Raw genomic sequence first — 21639 nt, forward strand, 5'->3', positions numbered from 1 at the left:
CAATGATCCCCAAGACGCTGGTTCAGCTCCAACATGAGCGCGCGCACCGGTTTGGCGAAGCAATGTTGCTGTCCGAGACGATGGCAATCGTGGCCGAACATCTGGAAATGTCCTTCAATCAAAGCGGGCGCTCGGCTCCTGTGACCGTCCGAATTGCTCAAAGGCAACGAAGGCGGCATCCACATCGTCGATTTCACGACTCTTGGCCAGGACTTCGTCAACGAACGTCGAAAGTGACTCTTCCGTCGCAATGGCCCTCGCGGCGCGCTCGTGGCGGATCAGTCCGACCAACGCAGCCGCGGGAGCGAAAGCGTACATGAACGTGGGAAGTTGCTGTACCGCATCGAAATAGCCTATGGCTGCGGCCGCCATCTGCACAAGGAACAACAGTATAATTGTGAAAGAGAGCGTGAGACTTGGCACCGTCTTGTATAAGTCGAACCGCGGATCGTTCGTTTCCAGAGTTTCAGCTACCCTCCGTGCCTGCAGTGCGCGGGCTTCGTAGAACGGCTTGAGACCGTCGTCAAACATTGCGTTTTTGGAGAAGAGATACGCAATGAGCTTGGCGGCACGGATCGTCTCTTCTGGTCCAAAGTGCTTCTCATGCAGACGCCACGCGTTCCAATCCGCATCGAGCTCGATGCCAAGCTCCTCGTTTGCATTCAAAAGATGATAACCAAAAGCGACCGCAAGCGCTGCCCATGCGAGCCAATTCTGGCAGGCGACCAATATGGGGATATAAAGAAGCAACAAGCGATAGGAGGCTTTGTTTGAAAGGAATTCCCGGACATGCCCTGGGACGGTTGCATGGCAGAGTTCGTGGATCAGGTAAAAGCGCTCTGCCACTCCAAGCTTGCTGCCCCCTGCAAGCAGGATAACAGATCGGTACGCTCTCGTTTCTGGTTGCAAGAACGACTTGAAAGTAAGCAGCGGTTCGTATCCGGGCTTCGGTGATAGCAGCAAAACCCGCGCCTTGCCTGTTGACCCAAGAAGCTGAGCGAGCGTCGCATTGCCTACTGGAAAGTCAGCAGGGGCCTCAGCGATCCAATATCCCTCAAGGCACGAAGCAAGAGCGGCGCGGGCATCTGTCGCGTTTCTCTTGTAGGCTTCGGCAAAATTCGCTCTCTTGGTGTGGTAAGCTGCGAAAGCGATTCCGGATGCAACCGCCAACGTGGCCAAGAGGTTGTCGCTCCACTTGGTCAGGGCGAGAACTGTGTAAAGCAGGACACCCGCATTGAACAATTCAAAATCGGCGAGTGCCGCGGCGAACTTTGCGAACAACATGCAACACTATCTTGTAGCGGGCCGACCACGCTTCTGCTTCGTAACCGCCTCGACCATGGCAGGCAGTTGCCTTGTCAGCTCCTCGCGGAGCGCCTTGTCGCGCGTCTAGACAATAATCTTGCTGTTCTTCTCATCGAAGGTGAACTTGGTCTGCTCTTCTCTTGGGAAGGTATCCCGCCAAGCCATTTGAATCTCGCGTATGACGCCCAGGCTGGCTTTTACGATCGTGTAAGCGGATTTGATGGAAACGTCTCGCCCGCTCGCGACATCGATTTCCTTGCCACTCGGCTGCTCGACGATCTGCTTGATGCGGTCTTCGCCCAGGATCGCGTATTCCTGATTCAAGACGGCCTTCAGAATTTCCGCCTCGTCGTCACGATCGGACATGTTCGACCCCGTACTGCCTGACCTAAACGGCTTCTATCTTGGTCGAATAGTCGCGCGCCCGCAACCGCAGGTTCGACGTCCTGAAAAGTATATTTGTTTGGCTTGCAGGCAGGTCGGCGCTCGCTTCCGAGCCAGATCGGCAAATAGTCGTGATCGCAACTTGTGTTGCCATGCCAGCAGCCGACGCTCCGGCAGGATCGAAAGGCTCTGCAATGAGCCCGGCGGCCCATCATGCTCGAGTGCTTACGACTCACTCAGTCGGTCTTCGCAATACACCGAAACTGCGAAGAGCGGCTGAGGCCAGGATAAGGTAGACTGTTTATGTGGCTTCAATCAGCACGGTGCCGTGGGGGGATGAACTCGGTAAGATACCGCTTTCGTTTTTCGGCCTCCCGGAGACTGGAAATCCTGATCGGAAACTCAAGCAGGCGCAGGCTATCGACTTCCCAAAACAGGATCCGATTCCCCTTGTTATCGAGGGGATACTTTAGAGTACTCTCCGGGCGGTACATCATTCCGTCTTTGTGCGATCCTTTTTTCGCGACTGATGAATCAAGATATCAAGCCGCCCCGGTGACGCTGGCTCGGACGCGTAGATCAAGACATCGCATGCGGCACCGGAGAGTATGGATCGAGGCTGTTGAATAGCTCCCAACTTCTACTGCCGAACGCAACCTTGCCTGCTCGTTCCAGAGTTCTTGTGCTCGAAAGCAAATGTTCTTCCCGAACTGAGGCTAGAAGAGCAACCGGCATGGATACGTCCTCGACTGGTTTTTCCTGGAAAAGCGACCATGCTCTTCTGGTTTGACATCGCGGTGCACAATCACACAATAACGCCACCCTCCACTGGCCTCACCCGGGAAAGAACGAAATCATCACCCGCCTTTCCCGGAAACGATGCAATCCGGAAGACCTCGAAGCGGACCGGTCGATTTTCCCAGCGCCGCACCACACTATTGGTGGTGGGATTGATCTGGGTAAGCGGAATGCTGATCAAGGTAACCCAGACAAACCCCTGTCCGACCGAAATATCGCCGCCCCGGCCGGGCACGCCAGCGTCGATAGTGGCGACGACCTCGTTGCTCGCGGTGTCGATCCGCGAAACTGTTCCGTCACCCTGATTGAGCACCCATCGCTTTCCGTGCAGGCCATGAAGCGCGGCGCCGGACCGACGGGAATTTCGGCGATAACGTTCAATGCGGCTGAATCGACCCGCGAAACCAGATTGCGCTCGGTCGAGGAGATCCAGACTTCTCCTGCGCCCACCACCGGCACAAACGAACCGTCAGCAAGCTTAACCGATCCAGCGATCTTGTTGAGCGCCGGATCAACTCGCAGCAGCTTCCCATGACGGTCGGCAACCATCCAGACTGCGCCTTCACCCGCTGCAATCCCTCCCTCGCTATCACCGACCGTCGTCGGAATGTGAAGCTCGAGCGTGCTGGATTGCTCGCTGACGCGATCGAGCCGCTTGTCTGTGCAACTCGGCGACCACACCGCGCCGAACCCGACGGCGAGGCCGGAGCACGGACGTCGCCCGACCGGAACAATCTTCGCCACATCGTTGGTGGAGGGATCGATGCGAGCCAGGCTATCTGCTCCGGCGTTTGATATCCAAACCGCATTGGCGCCGATCCCGACCCAGTCCGGACTGCCGGGAATGCTGGTCTTCGCTGCAATCGGCAGGCTGGCGATCGGACGCTGCACGGCTGCAAGGTTCGACATGGCAGAGCACCTTTCATGATGGGGTTTCGGAGCAAGCTCGCTCCCGGTTCGGTCAGGCGAGCGCCATAAAGTAGCCTCTTAAGCCTCGTGCCTATCTGATCAGAACCGATGGGGCCCTAAGATGCGAGGTCGCCCGTCTCCCGATAGAATTCGCGCCTCACCGTCAGTGCCGCCCTGCCAGCCGCCGGAGCGTCGACCTGCGTCGCGTTGACCTCATCACCTTCGCGGAGCGCCGCGTTCATACCGTCGAGTTTGAGCGTCATCCCGGCGCCCTGCCAAGTCGTCAGCCAGGCGGGCTGCGGCGTCGCGATCTCGATGGCTGTGACCTGATCGAAATCCGGCGGCCTCGTGATCACGTGCGCCAGAAATGGTTCGGACAGACTGCCGAACATGATGTAGCGGTGCTCGGCGAGCGGCGGATCCGACGCAATCAGCCGGCGGCTGTACAGTATGCGCGCGACCTTTGCCTCGACGTCATCCGCGGTGATGGCACTCCCCCGCGCTCGAAATGTCCGCGGAAGATGGTTCCAACCATGGTCGGTGGCGCCGGATCAGATCTCAGGAGATCCGACAGCACGAACGGCTTTGGCCCCCATGTATAGATCCTGGTCTGCGTGGTGTTCGGTCGTCGACGTATTTTCTTTGAGGATCAAAGCCGGGCGCCGACAAGGTGGTCTCGAGGATGATTTGCTGGTCGTGCGGAGCATGGAACATCGGCAAATGCGACATCAGCACGCGGGCCTCGCCCACCATCAGCATACCATGAACGGAAGGGTGTTCGGCATCTGGCTTGTGATGGTGATGGGCCGGCATCGTCATGGCAGAGCTCCGATGATGAAATCGTCATGAACGTCATGACGCGGATGGCCGGCCATCGCCTCGCAAGCCAGGTGCAGCTCCTGGACGTGCGCTGCGGTCAGTGGCAGCACGTGCTCTTGCGGCTGAAAGGTCGTCCCGATGTCGTAAAGCTGGCGCGGCACGTTCTTCATCTCAATATGAGTACCGAGCACGGCGGAGATTTCGTACTGGTCGGCGAAATGCGCGAGTCGCGCGGCGCTCGCGCGATAGGCATGCCAGTCGGCGATCGTCAGCAGGCCCGCATACAGCGTGTCGCCGGTCAGAAGCCATTTGTTGCGCGGATCATACACGGCGATGTGCGCGGCTTCGTGACCGGGAATCGGGAAGACCGTCAGGCGCCGGTTGCCCAGCTCGAGCGTTGCCTCGCCGGCCGGCCAGTTGGGCAATCCGAAGAAGCTCTTCACGCCATCCAGCGCCGTGCTCACGACGGTGGTGCGCGGACGGCCGCTGAACTGATCGTCCCATGCCGCATGGTCGAGATGGCTGTGAGTATGCGCGACAATCAGGTCGACGTCTCCGCCGCCGCCGAGTTTGGCGCGGCGCTGTGCGATGACGGCATCGACCGTCTGGCGGACAGGAAGCGTTTTGCCGTGGTTGAAGGGATTGTCCGGGCTAGGCAACCCGCCGGTGTCGAACATCACGGCCTTGCTGTCGCCGAACAGCAGGTAGATGAAGTTGCCCTCGTAACTGAAGCACTTGCTGACGCGCAAAACGAAGGTATCGGCATCGTATTCGTGCACCTGGATGAGCAGATCGGCGGAATGCGCGCAGTTGGCAGCCCCATGGATCCAAGTCACGTCCTCGAGCGGTAACGTCATGTCCTGGTCCTTGTGCTTGTCTTTCGTCGCCGGCCACCCTTGCGCTTCGGCGCCGCGCGCTTTGCGTCCTTGCGGCCCTTTGCCGGTTTGGTGGTCGCGTTTCACCAAACAACAAATACAGAAAATTACCTTCATAGCTGAAGCACTTGCTCACGCGCAGTATGAAGGTAGCTTCATTGAATTCATGGATCTGGACGGTAGATCGCGATTTCCGGCACAGTTAACCGCACCGTGATCCATTGCACGTCCTCAAGCGGTATTCGCATGTCAGCTCCGAACTTGCTGTCAAACGCGTCTTGTACCTCGACCCGCCGATCTCGTCCGCACCCTTACCGGTCCGTCCACGGCAGCCACCAACGTCGGGAATATTGACGCACCTGGAAACAACTCTGCGTCATCGCGTGCGGGGCAGAAAAAAACGCCCGCGGCAAGCGCGGTCAGAAGCTGGGGTCCCGGCGCGCCGCCAAAGTTCGTTGCACCAAGCCAACCCTCGTTCTTCAGAATGCCGAAAAGTCGGTCCGGGTTGTCCTGAAAACTCACAAAGTTGAGGCCAACAGCCAATGGACGCCCTGGCATTGGCATTTCGGCGAATTCATATCCTTGTCGATAGATGCGCTGCGGCTGAAAGTGGTGATTCGCGCGCTGGACGTGGCTCTTCGTGATCACTTCGTCGACCCCATCGGGCGGTTCGCGAAAGGCTTCATTTCCGTCTCCAGTGACTTCGTTACTGCCCGGAGCGGGGCAACCGTCGACCGTTTGTGCCTGACCGGCAACATGGGCGGCCCGAAGCGGACAACCGGTAATTCGCGTGCGCCCCACGAGTGTCTCCTGCTCCTGAAGACCGAGTTGCTCCCATTGGCGCAGATCGACAGCAAGTCGCATGAAAGCCATGTAAGTCCCATCGACCGTCCACCTGTCAATCGGAGGCAGGCCTTGACGTTTGACTGCGATGACCGATTTTCGCGCGGAACCAGATTCGAGATTTGACAAACCGTCGTGAAATCCCAGCCAACTGCGCTGATCTTCGCGGTTGAATCCGGTAAACGATGCACTCAGCGCCAGTGCACTTCTGCCGGTCGCAGGGTCACGCGCGCTTTCAATGAGCTTCCAGGTTTCGACAATGGCTCGGCTGACGCTCAGCGGCGTATCACCGGTAAACTGCACACAAATTTCTTCAGACGCCGGGTTCAGCGCAAGGCCTTTGGCATAGTCCAGACCCGAACCGTCAAGGACCTTTCCGCCCCCTCCCGCCGGATCAACGGAGTTGAAGATATTCGGAGTATCGAGTCTCCGCGGCAGCTGCTTGGCAGCCCCGCCAATCTTGAACGCCTTGATTCCGAAACCGATGAGCCATTCAAAGCCGGACCGAGGAACGCGAACCCCAGGTAGATCCGCGAGCCTTTCGTCTTTCAGACCGTCCCAAAGAGCCACCAGACGTGTCAGAAGCGCTGCGACGCCTAACGCGGTCGCTTCGCGGTCCGCTTTGAAAAACGCGATCGCAAAGCACCGGGGTGGCGTCGTTCCCTTGTCCCAATAGATTCCATCCTGGAGCTTAGCCAACGCGTCCTCCCCGCGTTCCACGTCGGGCTGGTGTCCTGTTGTCGAACGCCGTTTTGAAGTCCGCAATTCGCTGACATCGGTCATCAGTTTCCAGACCGCAGGTAATCGTGCCTTCAGCCACGCTCGGAATATCGTTGAAGGCACCCGGCGGAATGGGCTCTTCGGTGCCGACGACGACCAGGGGACCGACTTCAATCCGCTTTGCGAGCTGGAAACCTGTCACCTTGGGTGCACCCGGATTTCTCGTAATGGTCACCTCATCGAGGAACGCTGGATCGTTATCATCCGGGCCAAACTCGAGGCGTTGCGGAGTTCCGTTCGCGCTGCCGCGACTTAGCCGATTCCAGCTGTCTGGCAGTGGATTGCCATTCAAAAAAAGATCGTCGGTCGAAACCGCACGGATATACATTCCCAGGGGATCGGCGAAGGCCAATTTGCGCGCGCGAGGATTTCCTTCCGTTCCGCTTAGAAATGCCTGATTGTATGCGCCATTTGCTGCAGCCGGATCTGCATTACGACAAAAAAGATACCGGGCGCCGGCATTGTCGAATATCTCCTCAATGCGAGCCCGACGCCTCCTCCCCCCCTCGGAAACCGCATAAGGAAACGAGCCGAAATGAACGACGTATATCAGATCATCGAGGCCATTGATCGGGTGAACCATGAACAACAGGTGCATTGGATTCAAGCTGCTCTGCGGCGGCTGACTGGGTCCGGCACCAATCATGACCTGTCGGAAGCGCGCCTCTCTGACAGGCCGTCCGAGCTGCATCCATGACTGGGTCGTTACATTGAACAATTCCTGCATGCTCGGGCGTGAGCCGGTTATCTCCTCAATGGAACCGAGGAAGTGCTCGGGATCGTGAACGGCCATTGTTTGCCACCACTCCATCAACTCTGTCGTGGCGATGAATCGCTTGGGGCGCAGCCGACCGGTCTGGTCGGGACGCATCACCAGCCCGTATTCGAGATATTCGTTGTGCAATTCGGCTCGGCCTGCCCAACCCCAATCACACAGTTGCGCGGCGGTTTCCTCGTCGAAACAGTTCATCGGCTCGAGCGGATGTGCCGGCCATTTCACGCCATTGGAGACCGCTCCATCGGGTATCAACTTGGGATCTGCGACCAGGATTGGACTTGGCGGGTGTCGCTGCAGTTCATCGACGATCCGCTCATTCCAGGCTTGCAATGCCACTTCGGAAACGTTGGGATCGGCAAGTCCCGGTGCTCGAAATACAGGCATGACTCGTCTCCTCTGGTTATCGGCGCGCCCTGAAGGCTGTTGACGTGGGCAAGTATCGATGCGAGGCGGCGTCAAATTTGTTTCTTATCGCTGGCCCCGAAACGGGTACATCCATGCACCTCGGGACGACTCCGTCCCAAAACGTCCCTAAGTTTGACAGCGTCCTCACATCGATTGTGTGTGTGTGCCGACGCCCTCGACTAAGTCGGTCAGGTCAGTGGCGCTTAGCAACGCGATCGTCACTACAAAGCGTGCAATGCTAGATATCTGCCAGTGCGCTATTTTTCGACGGCCGTTGACGCAGGCGTCAGGCCCACAACGACCTTTTTGCTTCCCGTAGGTAATCGAGACCCCATAGGGGCACGACGTGAAGCCCGGATCGGAATAGTTCACCGGCATGAGCGTGAGCACTTGAATCACGTTGCCAGTGGGGGGCGCCGCGACCAGCTCCAGTTCGTGGATGGTCGGCGTCACTTGGGGCGAAACCTTCTTCACTGTGAGCTGATAGCCGGGCGTGGCGGCGAGAAATTGCCCGGTTACCAACAAAGATTTGCAAGCAGCACCGTCGCCCGCGACGTAAGTCGCTGAGAAAGAGTTCTGCACCAGCCCGACGGTCTGCGCAAAGGTCGGGGCGCACATCATCAGGATGAGCGCAATGGCGATTGCCAACCGCTTCATATCAATCCCTTCTGATGTCCCAAGCGACAAAGCCGCTTCGACGATCTCAATCCGTGCTTGTCAATATTTCAGCACTCTACCGGGATCGGCTTTGCACGCAAGAGGCGAGCTGAGGCCGTTCGACGCAGCCCTCTAGATTGCGAGGTTAAGGCCGCCGTGATACTACTACTGGATGCATTTATTCCGGCCGTTCTGACCGGTCATAGTCGCTGACTTTTTCAATGGATTTCACCAATGGCCATTGCAGATCTGGTCGGGTCCTGGATCTATCGAAGTTTCCGCAACGATCCAACGCCCATTGACGGCGATCCGCAAAAGGCGCTCGGCCTTTTTTTCGCCGAGGCCGAGTTTCGCTTCGAGGCGAATTCACACCGCCTTCAAGGGCGTGATCGATTGGGGCAGCGGCGGGCTGGATCTCTCCGGCGAGATCAGACCGGGCAATGCCGACACCCCCGTCGCCTTTGCGATCGTCGGTCTGGGTCGGCCGGGCAGCCAAACCGACGGCTGGGAATACGACTACAACGGCTGCCTCGCCTACAAGTGGCCCGCCGGCAACAACCAGGTCCCCGCGCTGGTCGGCTCCCTGATCCGCGCCAAACCTCACCGGCCGGCTACACCGCGTCATTCATCGCCGTGCGCACGCCGTAAACACGGAGGGACACGCCAATGAAATTGGGTATTCCGGTTTATCAGGATGTCAACCTTCTGGACGTCGCCGGCCCACTGGAGATGTTCTACTGGGCGAGTCAAATCAAACCGGACTTTGAGACAGTTCTTATTTCGGAGGACGGCCAGGCTGTGACCTCGATCAACGGCGTCCGTTTCGAGGTTCAGGCCGGTTTTGCCGGAGCGCCCGCGCTCGATATTGTATGGGTGCCAGGCGGAAAGCCCGAGGCACTCGAGGCGATCATGCGCGCCCCCGACTCCGCTTACCTTAAATACCTGCGTCAAATCGCGGCTAAGGCGACATGGGTCTGCTCGGTGTGTGAGGGCGCGCTCCTGCTGGCAAAAGCAGGTCTGCTTGACGGCCATGCGGCGACGACCCATTGGGCCTTCGTCGATTGCCTGAAGAAATTTCCTGCGATCGAGGTCGATACCACCCACAAGCGCTTTCTGGTTTCCGGCAACCGGCTGACCGGCGGCGGCATCTCATCAGGGCTGGACGAGTCCCTGGAGCTCATTCGACTGCTCTTCGGCGCCGATGTCGCGAAATCTGTTCAACGGACCACGCAGTACTTTCCGGCACCACCCGTGCATGCGCAATTGCCAGCAACAGCACCACTCTGCGATATGGTTTTTTGGGGCAGCCTCGGGTGCTGTTCACAGGTGTACCGGCGACAACATGCGCCAAGGCTGCTGTCGGAAAAAGGCACCGTATTTTTTCGAGGACCGCTTCGAGTAATGTGGGTGCCCTTTGAATGCATTTCGCACTGGCGAGCCGCTTGCGCGGCCCGACCAGCAAAAGTGATGGGCATTGGATGATGGGCAGACAACAATCGCGAGCGGTCACCAGCTATACAACGCTGGCCGGATCTGCTATCTTACGTTGCAAGTGAGGAGCGAACGAAAAATAAGAAAAGCGTATGCCGTGAAGATCGATATTGCTGCGCGCACGACATTTGAGAATGGGCGCAGGCAGGGATTTATGTGCTGACGTTTGCGCCGCGCGCCGAGCCTTTCATGATGCCTTGCGGGTTGTGTTTCGCAAAGGATTGATCCGCAGCCTCGACAGAAACATGACGTACTTTCCCGATCTCGCAGCGCGAGAACGGATGAAGCGTTCCTTTTCTGGAACCATGACAGCAGGAGGACGAGCATGCTGGCAGCCGCTCTGGACAGACGGAATTTCGTTGCGGGAGGACTTACGACTCTCGCGACGCTCCTCATGGAATCCGGTGTCGGTCTTCGTGCGCAGACGCCTCCCGTGCGGCGGGAGGTCCATGGTCCGGCAGCGGCCCCCATGCTCCAGTTGTACAAGCGGGCTGTTAAGCAGATGCAAGATCGACCTGTCTGGGATCCGACCAGCTGGTGGTTTCAGGCGAACATTCATTGGACGCCACGGCAGGATGACACACGAGGCTGTTTTGAAACCAATTGCTTCAATGCGCTGTTTCAACCACCGACTGGCGCTACCCCCGAGGTACTCGCACGTATCCAGGCATCGCACATGCTGGTGGCAGGGGAAGTGCCATTGGGTCCATCCGTTGGTGTTGGGCGTGATCGCATTTGGCTGAAGTGTCCACACCATATGTACGATTTTCTACCATGGCATCGCGTCTACCTTTACTTTTTCGAACGCATCGTCGAGAGCGTGGTAGGTGAGCCCTTCGCGCTGCCCTACTGGAATTATCTGGATCCGAAATATCGAGATTTTCCGCCACCTTTCAGACCTGCAAAGGAGACTGACGGCAGTGATAATCCACTCTACTATCCCGATCGCAGCCCGCTCTGCCGCGATCCAAACGACCCGAACGTCCCGGCAACCGAAAAGCCACTGATCCGCGACACTGATTTGAACTGGCAGACGGCTGCCGAGCAACGCTTCTTCGAGCGAGGAGAGGTCCTCGGCCTGGACCGCGGATTCTCGTTCCAGCTGGAGAGTGCACCCCACGACCAAGTCCACGGCCGTATCGGGGTGCTGAAGGGAGGTATTCCGCTTGGAATGGCTACGCCAGCGCTCGCAGCCCGCGATCCAATTTTTTACTTGCACCACTCCAATCTCGACCGGTTATGGGAATGGTGGAGAACCCAGCCGCCACTGGACGGCGATCCGCCCCGCACGCCTGACTATATCTGGACGCAGGAACCGTATTTGTTTGCTTCGCCGGACATCCAAAAGGTTGGACTTGCCGCAGAAGAGGCTCTCGGAATGGTCGGGACGGCTTACAGCTACGATCAACTAGCCCCCCTTCCGACTGCCGTGGCCGGATCACCCCTTGCTGTTTCCTCACCTCGTCCGCCAAGCCGCATCAGCCGAAGCGGAGGCGCCCTTTCGATTGCTCCCAGTGCATCAGCGACGACGCAACTGTCTCCCGAACCGGGCGCGGGAGCGCCTGTAGTCTCACCGTCAAGTCGCTGGATATTGCGTTTGTCGGAAGTCAGCTCGCCCGCTGCCCCCTCAGGCGTATTCGATATCTACTTGGACGCGCCAGCCGCCGGAGCGGTTGCCGGTCAGCCAGCTGGAAGTTTCGCGCTGTTTGGGACGGCGGATCACGCAATCGCCGGACACGCCGGCCAAATGGCTACCGAGAAGGTGATCGAGGTCACGAGCCGTATGCGCGAACTGATCGCGCAAGGAGTCGACCCCGCCAATGTGCGAATTACCGTCGTCTCCACTTCCACCAATGCCGCCGCTGTCAAGATTGGAAGAATTGAGCTGTTCAGTCGCTGATCACACCAACTGCGACCTTTTAAAATCAGTGTTTTCCTATGGCGCCGCCCAACGACAACAGAGACACAATTGTGCCCGGCCCCGGTGTCCCTCGGACAAGCAAGAAGGCGTCCGCACGGTGTGCCCTTCTGGCTATCGCGTTGCTACAGCTGTTCGTCGCCTCAGGCACAGCGTGGGCCTCGTCGCCAACCCTGGACGGGCTCCAGGCACCGCGCTTGACACCCCGAAGTCTGGTGCTGGTTCAGGGCCAGAATCTCGAGAAGGCCCGGATCATTTGGGATGCCAATTCACCGAATCCCAAGTCTTGCCTGGAGCCGTTCAAGGCGCTGTCATGTTCTCAATACCCGCGGGCGTGTCCTCCGGCTCATACGCTGTCGCCATCGAGAACGATGAGGGACGTTCGTCTCCACTAACCATGACCATTAGCGGCGCTGCACCTGCTGCGCTTCCCAGAATCGACGATATCAGTCTTCTTGATACCAAATTCGACGCTGCGGGAAGGGTTCGGTGCATTCTCTACGTTCAGGGCGCAAATATAGATGTGGGCGCCGCGGTACTCGTGGATGGCATCGACCGTACTTCGGACGCGCACAAAGCGCTCTTCAACAATATGTTTGGGGCAGATCTTGCTGTGCTAGGGTTTCCCATCAGGCATTATCTGTCGCGCGTCGTACCCCTTGATAACCTCCCTGCGGGGTCGGAAATCCGGGTGCAGGTACGCAATGAACTCGGAGAGTTGAGCGCGGAGCGAACATTCAAGCTGCCATCGGATGCAATGTCCCTGGACAGCGATGGAGATGGCATTCCCGACCTCGTTGAGATTAGCGGGTATCTCGCGAATGAACCCGGCAGCTCATTGGTGGACATCAAGGCACTGGGCGCTGATCCATTTCGCAAGGATATCTTCGTCGAAGTCGATATCATGGACGGCTTGCTATATCGCCCGATCGCGCGCCAGGAAGCTGCGCCAGGTACATTCGATGTAGCACGGGAGATGTTCGGGAACGCCCCCATTTTGAATCCGTTCGGCCCGAATGGCATCAATCTCTTTGTGGATTCTTCAGGCTCTGTCCCATCATGGGAGTTGCTTGAATTCCGGGCGACAAATGACCTCGCAACTCACACCGGAAGCTTTGGTGTACTAAAACACGACCATTTCAATCCCTCGCACCGCGGTCTCTTTCATTACGCGATCTGGGCAAGGGCTCATCCTCTGGGATGGAGCGGCGAGAGCAATATCGATTTTGATGGCACCAAGGTCGGTAACGACTTCATGGTCACACTTGGAGACGCTCCGCTTGAATATCAAACATTGAAGTCACAGGCGGCGACATTTGCACACGAACTCGGTCACAATCTCGGCCAGCGGCATGGCGGCACAAACCACTCCCGTTTCAAGCCGAACTATTGGAGCGTTATGTCCTACGCATGGCAGCTTCGAATGAGTCAGTCGGACGCGTTCCGGCAACTTCATCCGACCTGCACCCGGATCTACTATGCAGCAGATGGGGCTGACGAAGTTAATGGCGCTGTGCCCAAGGTGACTGGCCTTGTGATTGACTATTCGGAGGGAATGGGACCGGAACTTGTCCCGAATGCCGGGAGCTTGAATGAGAAGGTTGGCGTGTGCGGTTCGCCTATCGACTGGAACAAGAATGGCGTTATCGATTCTCAGAACGTCAGCGCTGTTGTCGACGAGGACGAGCCCACCGCCGTGAAAGTGACGGACTACCCAAATTGGGCTAATCTCCGGTATGACGGTCCCCGTTTAGGTGGAAGGGCGGCGCAATGATTGCCTTGCATCTTGCTTTGGCCGCGCTGACTGCGATCTCCAGTCCGGCCGGCGCGCTGCATGGCGAAGCTATCCGACAGCACCAGCTGGTCCAGGCTGATCCGTCCGAACCGTTGCGCAATAGGCTGCAGCAGCAGACGCCAGGTGAAAGTCGCCTGCATACAATCGTGCCGCCTGATGCTGTGCCGACCGAAGTGCCACTTAACCTGCCTGCCAACTCTCCGACATCGTCCCGCGACGCGGACAGGATCAACCGTGTTCAGCGCTTGATAGAGGAAATGGAGCGCCGGAAAGGTACCGAAACGGGCACCGTTCGGGTGCATCCTTCGACAGGTGATGCAGTGCGACTGGAATTCGATGTAAAGAAAATGAATCGTAACTTTACTGCGGGTGTTGAGGTTCCGATGGGAAGCACGATCGCAATGCCCCCGGATCCTGCTATTGAAGCCGTCATCGCCCCCGCTGACGTTGAATACCGGGTAAATTCAGACCATGCGTCCGAAGAACAGGTAGTGGCGGTAAAGCGAAACAGTGAAGTGCTCGCCACAGCTTTCCGGTCCGGCGAACAACCGGTCTCCCTCGATATCAAAACGGCTAACCTGACCGCCCGTCAAATAGCCGGCCCGGCAGGAGAGCTCGCTGTAGCTGTGACAGTTGGCGCCGAGACGCGGGAATTGGCTCCGGGAACGTCGAGCCAGTTCGGCAACATCGAGGTCTCGATACAAACAAGCTCCAATCGCTCCAATACGAAGCAATACAACGAGGGGCCGGCTTACGCACTGCGGTTGCAGGTGCGGTCGATAAAATAACTTTCAGGCTCGGGACCGCCGACTACCATTCTCCTGAGCCGGAGTGGCTTCTCAGCTCGCTCTAGGCGCACATATGCGCGGAGCGCGAAGAATGCCTACGTCTTCCCGTTGGTTGCCGCAGGAGAATCGCCGGGAATTCCTCGCCGAGCCGGTCTTTCTGATGAGCCATGCGTAAGCTGACATTTTTCTTGCCTGCCTCACAAGCACCGATAGAATAGCTCTGGTTGTGGATACAACGAGATGCACGGAGCAATGATGCTGTCGCGATGCAGTGTTTCAGCCCCCTGTATTGCTATTGTCCTCGTGGCGCTAATTGCGAGTGCCGGACTGGCTTGCGCGCAGGTACCTATCACGGACCCGTGTGCCCCCTACCCGCGCAATCCGCAGCAGCGTGAGGCTTGGATCAAGGAGCTCATCAGAAGCTTTGGCTTTGCCGATTTTCATGAACCTGCTGTCGTCCGACCGACGAACGAAAGCGCCCCCTACGAGCTCGTTGTGCAATACTCGAAGGAGAAGAAACTCGCAGGGTGCGAAGTTGAACTTCGCTCCTATAATGGCGACTTTGTTGGCTCCACCATTCGCGCAAAACCGGGTGATACGCTCTTCATCCGCTTGACGAACAAACTGCCAGGAGATGTGACGCACCATCACCCGCAGGATCCACATCCGGCTGACCACGACGGCGATTTCAGCTTCAATATCACCAATCTTCACACACACGGGCTGCACACCTCGCCGTCCGGCGACAGCGATAACGTTTTCCTGGAGATACGGCCGGAGAAGTATCCGGGTGACCCCAAGGCTACGCAGCTGTATCGGATCCACATCCCCGACAAGCATCCGACAGGCACCTTCTGGTATCACGCTCACTTTCATGGCAGCACTGGCGTGCAGGTTTCCAGTGGGATGGCAGGAGCTCTCATTATCGAAGGTGGTCAGGATGCAAATGGCGGCCTGGATGCTGTACCCGAAATCAAGGCCGCCGAACAAAAAGTCTTCGTTCTTCAGCAGATAAGGTTTGGACCTGACGGAAAGCTTGAGGACTTCGACAAAGCAATTCCGGACCGGCAGTGGTCGCGTAACATAACTGTAAATGGCGTGTTCGTTCCGACAATCCGGATTCATCCGGGCGAGGTGCAGCGATGGCGCTTTGTTCATGCGGGCGTCGAGGACAATATTGCCCTGGCACTCGACGGTCATCAGCTCCATGAAATCGCAGCAGATGGACTGGCCTTGGGTCGCCGGGTGGACTGGCCAGCGGCCGAGCCTTCTCAAGAGGGCGTCCGCGAGTTGCTGCTCGGTCCCGGTTACCGCAGTGACGTTCTGGTCAAGGCCGCCCCTCTCGCCCCTGGCGAGACCTCGAAGGAGTACTTCCTGCGAGACGGCATGTTGCCCGCCGCGCTGTCGTTGCAAGCCGCAACGGCGGCAATCCGGGTCGCGCAGTCAAGAGCTGCCTTCAACGCAGGGGATCTCATTGCCGACATCGGAAACAAACCACAACGCATAATTGCACGAGTGCTCGTTGAGGGGACCGCCAGAGACATGGCATTGCCGAGTGGCGAAGAGCTGCGTGACCGTGTCCCGAGCGACCTCGCTCCGATCAGGGAAGAGGAATTGACTGACGCGGAGCAGTCGGTGCGCTTCGATGGCATGAGCCGCCGCTCCTGTAGCCCAGACGGCAATTGCCCGATATGCCAGACCGAAACTCCCGACTGTAAGCTGCATTTTACGTCGAATGAACGAGTCTTTATGCCCGAGCATGCGCCGCGCATGCTCAAGCTAGGTCAAGCATCCAGGTGGACCGTATCAGGTGATGGGATCTTCCCTCATCCCTTTCATATTCACGTCAATCCGTTCGAAGTAGAGCGCGAGGAGCCTGCGCAGGATGGCAAGATGCAGCGAGTGAAACTGTGGAAGGATACGATCATTCTGCCGGCCGGTGGCCAACCAAAACCGATAGTCATCAGGTCTCGATATATGGACTACGAAGGAGAGTTTGTCATGCATTGTCACATCCTCGGGCACGAGGATATGGGAATGATGGAACGCGTCAAAATTGCAAAATAAGGACCCTGTCTCATGGCCAGCTATAATGTCACGATCAAGAATTTCGCTTTTTCCCCGCCGCAAATTGAAATCAAGCGAGGCGACAAAGTCATATGGACAAGTGAGGATACTGTTGCACATACCGTAACGGCTGATGGTGGCGAGTTCGACAGCGGCGACATGGTCAAGGGTGACCCGGCGTTCGAGCATACGTTTGGAACGACCGGAGAAATCCCGTACCACTGTGACCATCACGGCGGAATGAGGGGAAAGGTTACCGTAAAGGCGTAGAAGGGAGGCCTCCTCACCTTTGGAACGGCGTCCTGCACAAGTCGGACAGATTTGTCTCTGGTTCGCCTGCGCGCCAAACCGGACCTCAGACGAGGACGGCCCCGTCCGTTAGAGACGAGACTATCGGTAAAGCGCCGAGTGCGGCGGCTGGCTTGGTTATTGATCTGCGAGTTGGATCGTCCGAAGAACCACTGAATCATCCTCGGTCTCAAGCGTAACCGTGTCTGTGGGCCCGACGATCCAGAATTCGCCTAACCCGCGTTCCCGCCGATTGCCGTTGATGATTGTCGTGAGCTTTCCTGCCCTCAACTCATAGATCAGAAAGCCGCCTGTGGCTTTGAGCGGGAGCGAAGACCCTGCCGCTGCCGCTGGCGGTGCCGCCGTAGTTGAGCCGGCCACGCGTGTGCCAGGGCGCAGACTTATTTCCTGATAGTGAACTACCGGCACATCCAGGCCAGCACCACCCGCTTGTGGCACTGCAGCTGGCCGGTTCCTCCCGACGACGCGTTGAGCGATCAGCGGGCCGGAGTAGCGGTCGCGAGCGAAAATGCCTGCCGTATTTGCGGCAGTTTGTGCCCAAACGGGCTCGCGAGACAACGAGAGTATGGCGATGACGATGAGGACGCGAAGTGGGACGCTGCTCATCGATTTTCTCCGGTTATCTAGCCGTTTCGAGCATGTAGAGTACGCCGGCAGTTGTCGCAACGAACACGCGGCCATCGGCCAGAACGGGCTCAGTGAAAATGCGGTCACTACTGTTACCGGGGTCAAGATCGATGTCCGCGAGGATTTGCGGTCGTGGAACGAGCCTGAAACCGTTCGGCACGCAGTCGGCCTGTAAGACCTCCGGATTATCGCATATCGACCCGGCTGGTGGCCAGACCGACGGATCTGCGAGCACAACGAGGTGCCCTTGGGCAGTGCCCAGGAACATGATGCCCCGCGTGACCGTCGGCGGCCCAAGCTGGTAGGCCGTATTTTTCCTCGTGCCCGGAATGTCTGCCACCCACCGCACTGGACCAGAAGGCCCTACGCAGACGTCGAGCGCATGCAACCGGGTGAACCCGGGCGTTACCTGCCCGGCTTCCACGGTATAGCCACCGGTGGTCGTGATAAACGTGTCGCGCCAGGCAGCGCCCGGAATCAGATAGCGCGTATCTCCGTGGGTTCCGCTTGTAAACGGGATGCCCGTTGGAGGAAATTGCCAGCGTACCACCGGATTTCCACCCGCACCGGCACCCGCACGCGCAGCATAGCTCCAGCCATCCTTCTGCGTCGAAGCAACCGTAGCTCCGCAACGTGAGTCCAGGAGGGTAGGACCTGACGCCCAATCGGGATCATCGTCCATGTTGAATGGCACCGGCTTGAGCTTCCAGTCGAGTGCGCCAGTTGCGGCATTCAGTCTTAGCAGACTTAACGAGTGATCGACACTTGGCTGCGGTTGACTTCCGCCGTTCCAGAGCCGCGCATTACCGGTTGTCGCGTAGATTGCATTGCCCAACAGTCCCCCCGCCAGTGAGGACCAGATCCCGCCGCCACGCGTGCTCGTAGCCTTGAAATCGAAGGAAGCAACGATGTTGCCGGAATTGATGTCGACTGACGCGACACGCCCGTTCTGGATCGGGCTATCTGCATGGTTTGCGATCCCCACATACACACGATTTCCGATTACGAGTGGCGAGGAGTAACCGATATTCTCGTGCAGTTCTCGCCCGTCGCCTGGTGTGAGCCCATTGAGAGCCGCGATCTCTGGAGACTTCCAGATCTCCGCACCGCTCGCGGGATCGAGAGCAAAAAGCCGACCGCTGCCCAACCTGCGTCCGACAGATTGGTCAGGCCCCCCGAAAATAACTGCATCTCTCTCCCTGACCGTGCCGACTGACGCGCTCGCCGGCAGTCCTTCGGAAGAAGGGTTATGTGCGGAGACCGTCTCATATTGCGAGCGCAGCGCAGGATCGCCGGCCTTTGGATATTGCCAAAGCGGATTGCCGCTCGCCGCATCAATAGCGTAGAGCCTCCCATTGCTGTTTCCGATGAAAACACGCCCCTGGTGGACGATGGCAGATGCGCGGAAACCGCGTGGATCATCCGGTGGCCGGAACGTCCACTTTACCTTAAGCGTCTTGACCTGTTGCGGGTCCGCCAGTGGAGAGTCGAACGGCTGCTGCGCGTCCCGCAGTCCACTGTGCCGGAAAGCAGGCCACTCCCGCGAACAGACTTTCGGATCACGGTCTCCACAGCCGGCGTTGGCGACGTAAACGAGATCCGCCACACAACGTCCCATCGACTGCACCACTGATATCTTCTCGCCTTCCTTTATCGCGCGCGTCAGAGCGACCTGGGCACCACCTCCATCCCCGATTTCTTCGGCCTCTGCGTAAATGCTGATCCTTGATCCGGGGACGAACTCCACTACCTCGATGATCGTGTCACCCGGTAGCGGCTGACGAATCTTTGCGGCCGGCAGCTGGCTGCAGGGCTTCGCCGGGGTCTTCGGTCCCGGTGCACTGGCAGTACACAGTGCCTGGGTTGCCCAGTAATTGCCGGTCCCCTTCCCGCGAGGGTTCAGTCCAATCTGCTGCGCACCGCCAGGAGTGGGCTGTCCCCCGACCTGGTTGGGATTCGGTATCATGTTGTCAGTGAACACCTTGATATCGGCGCCATCGAGCAGCGGACTCGATGCCGGCCCGCGCACCACAGCAACGGGGGCACCTTCATACACCGTGTCAACTACCGGCCCCGGTAATGAGGACGGCTGCGACTGCACAATCTCGGCGCGCGACACCAGACTGACATCGCGGCAAATTCCGGACTGCGCGGTGATGCGTTGCCCCTTCCGAAACGCGGGGTTCACGAACGTATAGGCGAAATCCGCGTTACCACCTATCTCCGCTTTCGGACCGAAACCACCGCCCGCCAGCGGATCCTCGGCAAATACTTTCCACCATGCCCCAGGGATTACGTCGGCAATGCCGACAGCACGTCCGCAATCGTAACAAGGCGCCGGATTCAACCGCGGCTGCGGCAGGCCTGCTGGATAGTCATCTTTGTAGGACGTAACCGTCACCGCATTCGAAGGCTTGCTTTTCACTCCACCCACAACCTGGACAGCAGTGATGACTTGCCCGATTTCAAATGGCGTCGCTACCTTGATCGGCTGATTGGCGATCTCGGACGCAGTGGCCGAACCAATGGGATTTGGTTGGCCAGCAAGGTAGATCTCGATCTGCGCATCCGGAACGTAACCGTTCACGACTACTGTCTGGGCGCATTCGTAGATCGGTCTTGTGAGCAGGATCTGCGAGACCACCTCCGGATTGTTCTGAAATCTTCCGCCACCCGGTTGCAGATGCGGGTCTCGCTCGGGCGCCGGCTGTGCGCTCACGACAGGGCAGCCGACCATCATGGCGCTCACGATGATGGAAATGGCCAAACGAACCTGCATGCGCCCCTCCCTTTCCCAAAAAAAAGCGCTCTCAGTGCCGCGCTGGCGAAAGCACAATCAGTCGCGCGACAAAGGGGCGTTCCCCGCCAGTATTGTCGACTGCAATCCGCTGGCCGCTATCGAGTGTGATGACGGCGCCGGGACGCACCTGTTGGGACTTGCCGTCAACAATCAGAGCCGCGTCACCGGCCTGCACGTCCAGCATTGCACGACCGGGCGCGGCAAGTTCTTCGGAGGCTTTACGTGCACCGACCAGCAGGTCGATCACCTCGACAGACCGGCCTCCTGCGTCACCTTTGAAAATTGATCGGCTGAGCAGCCCGGGGACGAGTTGTCGATACTCGCCGGGCACGTCGACCTGAGCAAAGGCACTTTTTACTGGCGCAGCTATCGAGATGGATATGAGGACTGCGCCACAACAACGGGAACGGATCGCCAGAAGCATGTCATCCACCCCAATAAGAACACCAAATCTTGGCCACCAGACTGCAGGCCAAACCTTCAGACCTGTCGCATTCGGACGTGCCGTATCAATGTTGGCTTTGAGTCAGAGCTACACTTCTCGAGAAAATGGCCTATCACGTCCCTCGGCACCATTTGGAGAAATTCTTTCGGAGCCAATGGATTCGCGACTGCATCTCGAAATCCTTTCGTTAATCCGCATTTGCCGAAGCTTTGAAACTGGAAAAATGCCCTGGCCCGCGACTAATATCCTCCCCGAGCAGCTACGATCCCGGCGGCGCAAACTGTAGTTGGTGACTGTTTGTCGCACCGACGATCGGTGCATAAAGCTTAAAGTAGCATCATTATTCACTCACGCTTTAACAGATTTCAACCCAAAAGATCGACAGAACCGCTTACTATTTTTGCGAGTTCGGGCCTGCAGGGCGGCGGCGGCCGCGGTGGCCACACCCTGCGCCGCCGTGGCCACGCCTTGCGGCATGACGCCACCAACGCGATACCCGGGAGCGACCGGCGCGGATCTCTTTGATTTCCACAACCGCGAAAAGCTGGAGCGCCGCTGTGCGTTGAACCGCGGTGCAAACAACCTCGCCCATGTGTACGCAGAATTCGGAGCAGGCGAACTACCCGGACCACATCGGCCAGAGCCGGGCAAATCGGGGCGTTACCCGGCAGAAGCAAGTTGACCGAAAGAACAAAAGGCGGAAACAATAGCACCCGCCAACGTTGAACGGCCGGTAACAACACTTTCTACAGACACCCCATTGTCGAGGGACAAGAAGTTGCTCAGCGTTGCGAGGCACTTCTTGACATAAAAGCCTGCTTGGAGTGAATGTCCGCCTCGCGATCA

General features: G+C 58.2%; 19 protein-coding genes. 7 read left to right on the plus strand and 12 right to left on the minus strand.

The genetic code is table 11. The features are described 5' to 3' along the window. Positions 1 to 114 precede the first annotated feature (114 nt). The 9 genes from IF809_RS14810 to IF809_RS14850 all read right to left on the minus strand — a co-directional run bounded on the left by IF809_RS14810 (position 115) and on the right by IF809_RS14850 (position 8553). Positions 115 to 1284, minus strand: coding sequence for a hypothetical protein (locus IF809_RS14810; protein ID WP_038936634.1), 1170 nt, complete (start codon positions 1282 to 1284; stop codon positions 115 to 117). A 105-nt stretch (positions 1285 to 1389) separates the two neighbouring features. Beyond that, entirely contained in the window at positions 1390 to 1671 is a 282-nt protein-coding gene (locus IF809_RS14815; protein WP_038936633.1) for a hypothetical protein, read from the minus strand. Between the two features lie 993 nt (positions 1672 to 2664). Beyond that, positions 2665 to 3396, minus strand: a complete 732-nt coding sequence (locus tag IF809_RS14820) for an NHL repeat-containing protein (RefSeq protein WP_038936630.1) — start codon at positions 3394 to 3396, stop codon at positions 2665 to 2667. A 116-nt stretch (positions 3397 to 3512) separates the two neighbouring features. Beyond that, complete coding sequence (locus IF809_RS14825) at positions 3513 to 3788, minus strand: hypothetical protein (protein WP_038936629.1); 276 nt, start codon at positions 3786 to 3788, stop codon at positions 3513 to 3515. A 166-nt stretch (positions 3789 to 3954) separates the two neighbouring features. Continuing rightward, on the minus strand, positions 3955 to 4215 hold the full coding sequence (locus IF809_RS14830; RefSeq protein ID WP_155795451.1) for a hypothetical protein: 261 nt from the start codon (positions 4213 to 4215) through the stop codon (positions 3955 to 3957). Then, a complete protein-coding gene (locus tag IF809_RS14835) occupies positions 4212 to 5207 on the minus strand; it encodes an MBL fold metallo-hydrolase (protein ID WP_080588726.1) in 996 nt (331 codons plus the stop codon). Before IF809_RS14835 ends, IF809_RS14830 begins: the two co-directional genes overlap by 4 nt. Positions 5208 to 5357: 150 nt before the next feature. After that, a complete protein-coding gene (locus IF809_RS14840; RefSeq protein ID WP_080588725.1) occupies positions 5358 to 6716 on the minus strand; it encodes a Dyp-type peroxidase in 1359 nt (452 codons plus the stop codon). Then, complete coding sequence (locus IF809_RS14845; RefSeq protein WP_155795452.1) at positions 6625 to 7875, minus strand: hypothetical protein; 1251 nt, start codon at positions 7873 to 7875, stop codon at positions 6625 to 6627. Before IF809_RS14845 ends, IF809_RS14840 begins: the two co-directional genes overlap by 92 nt. Before the next feature lie 165 nt (positions 7876 to 8040). Further along, positions 8041 to 8553 carry a hypothetical protein gene (locus IF809_RS14850; RefSeq protein ID WP_038936625.1) on the minus strand — a complete coding sequence of 171 codons (513 nt, stop codon included), beginning with the start codon at positions 8551 to 8553 and terminating at the stop codon, positions 8041 to 8043. A gap of 298 nt (positions 8554 to 8851) precedes the next feature. Here IF809_RS14850 and IF809_RS14855 point away from each other — a divergent pair, with 298 nt between their 5' ends. The 7 genes from IF809_RS14855 to IF809_RS14885 all read left to right on the plus strand — a co-directional run bounded on the left by IF809_RS14855 (position 8852) and on the right by IF809_RS14885 (position 16882). Continuing rightward, positions 8852 to 9223: a hypothetical protein gene (locus IF809_RS14855; RefSeq protein ID WP_441258661.1), complete on the plus strand. Its 372-nt coding sequence runs from the start codon at positions 8852 to 8854 to the stop codon at positions 9221 to 9223. Continuing rightward, entirely contained in the window at positions 9220 to 10035 is an 816-nt protein-coding gene (locus IF809_RS14860) for a DJ-1/PfpI family protein (protein ID WP_080588724.1), read from the plus strand. The genes IF809_RS14855 and IF809_RS14860 overlap by 4 nt, the downstream gene beginning before the upstream one ends. Positions 10036 to 10513: 478 nt before the next feature. Further along, positions 10514 to 11944, plus strand: coding sequence for a tyrosinase family protein (locus IF809_RS14865; protein ID WP_212477293.1), 1431 nt, complete (start codon positions 10514 to 10516; stop codon positions 11942 to 11944). Between the two features lie 331 nt (positions 11945 to 12275). Then, on the plus strand, positions 12276 to 13736 hold the full coding sequence (locus IF809_RS14870; RefSeq protein ID WP_441258660.1) for a hypothetical protein: 1461 nt from the start codon (positions 12276 to 12278) through the stop codon (positions 13734 to 13736). Continuing rightward, positions 13733 to 14545, plus strand: a complete 813-nt coding sequence (locus tag IF809_RS14875; protein WP_038936620.1) for a hypothetical protein — start codon at positions 13733 to 13735, stop codon at positions 14543 to 14545. The genes IF809_RS14870 and IF809_RS14875 overlap by 4 nt, the downstream gene beginning before the upstream one ends. Positions 14546 to 14785: 240 nt before the next feature. Then, positions 14786 to 16612: a multicopper oxidase family protein gene (locus tag IF809_RS14880; RefSeq protein WP_080588723.1), complete on the plus strand. Its 1827-nt coding sequence runs from the start codon at positions 14786 to 14788 to the stop codon at positions 16610 to 16612. Between the two features lie 12 nt (positions 16613 to 16624). Next, positions 16625 to 16882, plus strand: a complete 258-nt coding sequence (locus IF809_RS14885; RefSeq protein ID WP_038936618.1) for a plastocyanin/azurin family copper-binding protein — start codon at positions 16625 to 16627, stop codon at positions 16880 to 16882. Positions 16883 to 17038: 156 nt separating this feature from the next. Here the strand turns inward: IF809_RS14885 and IF809_RS14890 are convergent, their stop codons facing one another. The 3 genes from IF809_RS14890 to IF809_RS14900 are packed head-to-tail and all read right to left on the minus strand — an operon-like array spanning position 17039 to position 20772. After that, positions 17039 to 17527, minus strand: a complete 489-nt coding sequence (locus tag IF809_RS14890; RefSeq protein WP_038936617.1) for a hypothetical protein — start codon at positions 17525 to 17527, stop codon at positions 17039 to 17041. Between the two features lie 13 nt (positions 17528 to 17540). After that, a complete protein-coding gene (locus tag IF809_RS14895; protein WP_155795454.1) occupies positions 17541 to 20327 on the minus strand; it encodes an outer membrane protein assembly factor BamB family protein in 2787 nt (928 codons plus the stop codon). Between the two features lie 31 nt (positions 20328 to 20358). Continuing rightward, the gene (locus tag IF809_RS14900; protein ID WP_441258659.1) at positions 20359 to 20772 is read right to left on the minus strand and encodes a cupin domain-containing protein; all 414 of its coding nucleotides are present in this window, start codon (positions 20770 to 20772) and stop codon (positions 20359 to 20361) included. Positions 20773 to 21639: the final 867 nt, after the last annotated feature.

Source organism: Bradyrhizobium sp. UFLA06-24, assembly GCF_054967145.1.

Coding starts and splice junctions, on each gene's coding strand:
- IF809_RS14810 (WP_038936634.1), bottom strand. CDS start 1,284: ATGTTGTTCGCAAAGTTCGCCGCGGCACTCGCCGATTTTGAATTGTTC.
- IF809_RS14815 (WP_038936633.1), bottom strand. CDS start 1,671: ATGTCCGATCGTGACGACGAGGCGGAAATTCTGAAGGCCGTCTTGAAT.
- IF809_RS14820 (WP_038936630.1), bottom strand. CDS start 3,396: ATGTCGAACCTTGCAGCCGTGCAGCGTCCGATCGCCAGCCTGCCGATT.
- IF809_RS14825 (WP_038936629.1), bottom strand. CDS start 3,788: ATGTTCGGCAGTCTGTCCGAACCATTTCTGGCGCACGTGATCACGAGG.
- IF809_RS14830 (WP_155795451.1), bottom strand. CDS start 4,215: ATGACGATGCCGGCCCATCACCATCACAAGCCAGATGCCGAACACCCT.
- IF809_RS14835 (WP_080588726.1), bottom strand. CDS start 5,207: ATGAAGGTAATTTTCTGTATTTGTTGTTTGGTGAAACGCGACCACCAA.
- IF809_RS14840 (WP_080588725.1), bottom strand. CDS start 6,716: ATGACCGATGTCAGCGAATTGCGGACTTCAAAACGGCGTTCGACAACA.
- IF809_RS14845 (WP_155795452.1), bottom strand. CDS start 7,875: ATGCCTGTATTTCGAGCACCGGGACTTGCCGATCCCAACGTTTCCGAA.
- IF809_RS14850 (WP_038936625.1), bottom strand. CDS start 8,553: ATGAAGCGGTTGGCAATCGCCATTGCGCTCATCCTGATGATGTGCGCC.
- IF809_RS14860 (WP_080588724.1), top strand. CDS start 9,220: ATGAAATTGGGTATTCCGGTTTATCAGGATGTCAACCTTCTGGACGTC.
- IF809_RS14865 (WP_212477293.1), top strand. CDS start 10,514: ATGCTCCAGTTGTACAAGCGGGCTGTTAAGCAGATGCAAGATCGACCT.
- IF809_RS14870 (WP_441258660.1), top strand. CDS start 12,276: ATGTTCTCAATACCCGCGGGCGTGTCCTCCGGCTCATACGCTGTCGCC.
- IF809_RS14875 (WP_038936620.1), top strand. CDS start 13,733: ATGATTGCCTTGCATCTTGCTTTGGCCGCGCTGACTGCGATCTCCAGT.
- IF809_RS14880 (WP_080588723.1), top strand. CDS start 14,786: ATGCACGGAGCAATGATGCTGTCGCGATGCAGTGTTTCAGCCCCCTGT.
- IF809_RS14885 (WP_038936618.1), top strand. CDS start 16,625: ATGGCCAGCTATAATGTCACGATCAAGAATTTCGCTTTTTCCCCGCCG.
- IF809_RS14890 (WP_038936617.1), bottom strand. CDS start 17,527: ATGAGCAGCGTCCCACTTCGCGTCCTCATCGTCATCGCCATACTCTCG.
- IF809_RS14895 (WP_155795454.1), bottom strand. CDS start 20,327: ATGCAGGTTCGTTTGGCCATTTCCATCATCGTGAGCGCCATGATGGTC.
- IF809_RS14900 (WP_441258659.1), bottom strand. CDS start 20,772: ATGCTTCTGGCGATCCGTTCCCGTTGTTGTGGCGCAGTCCTCATATCC.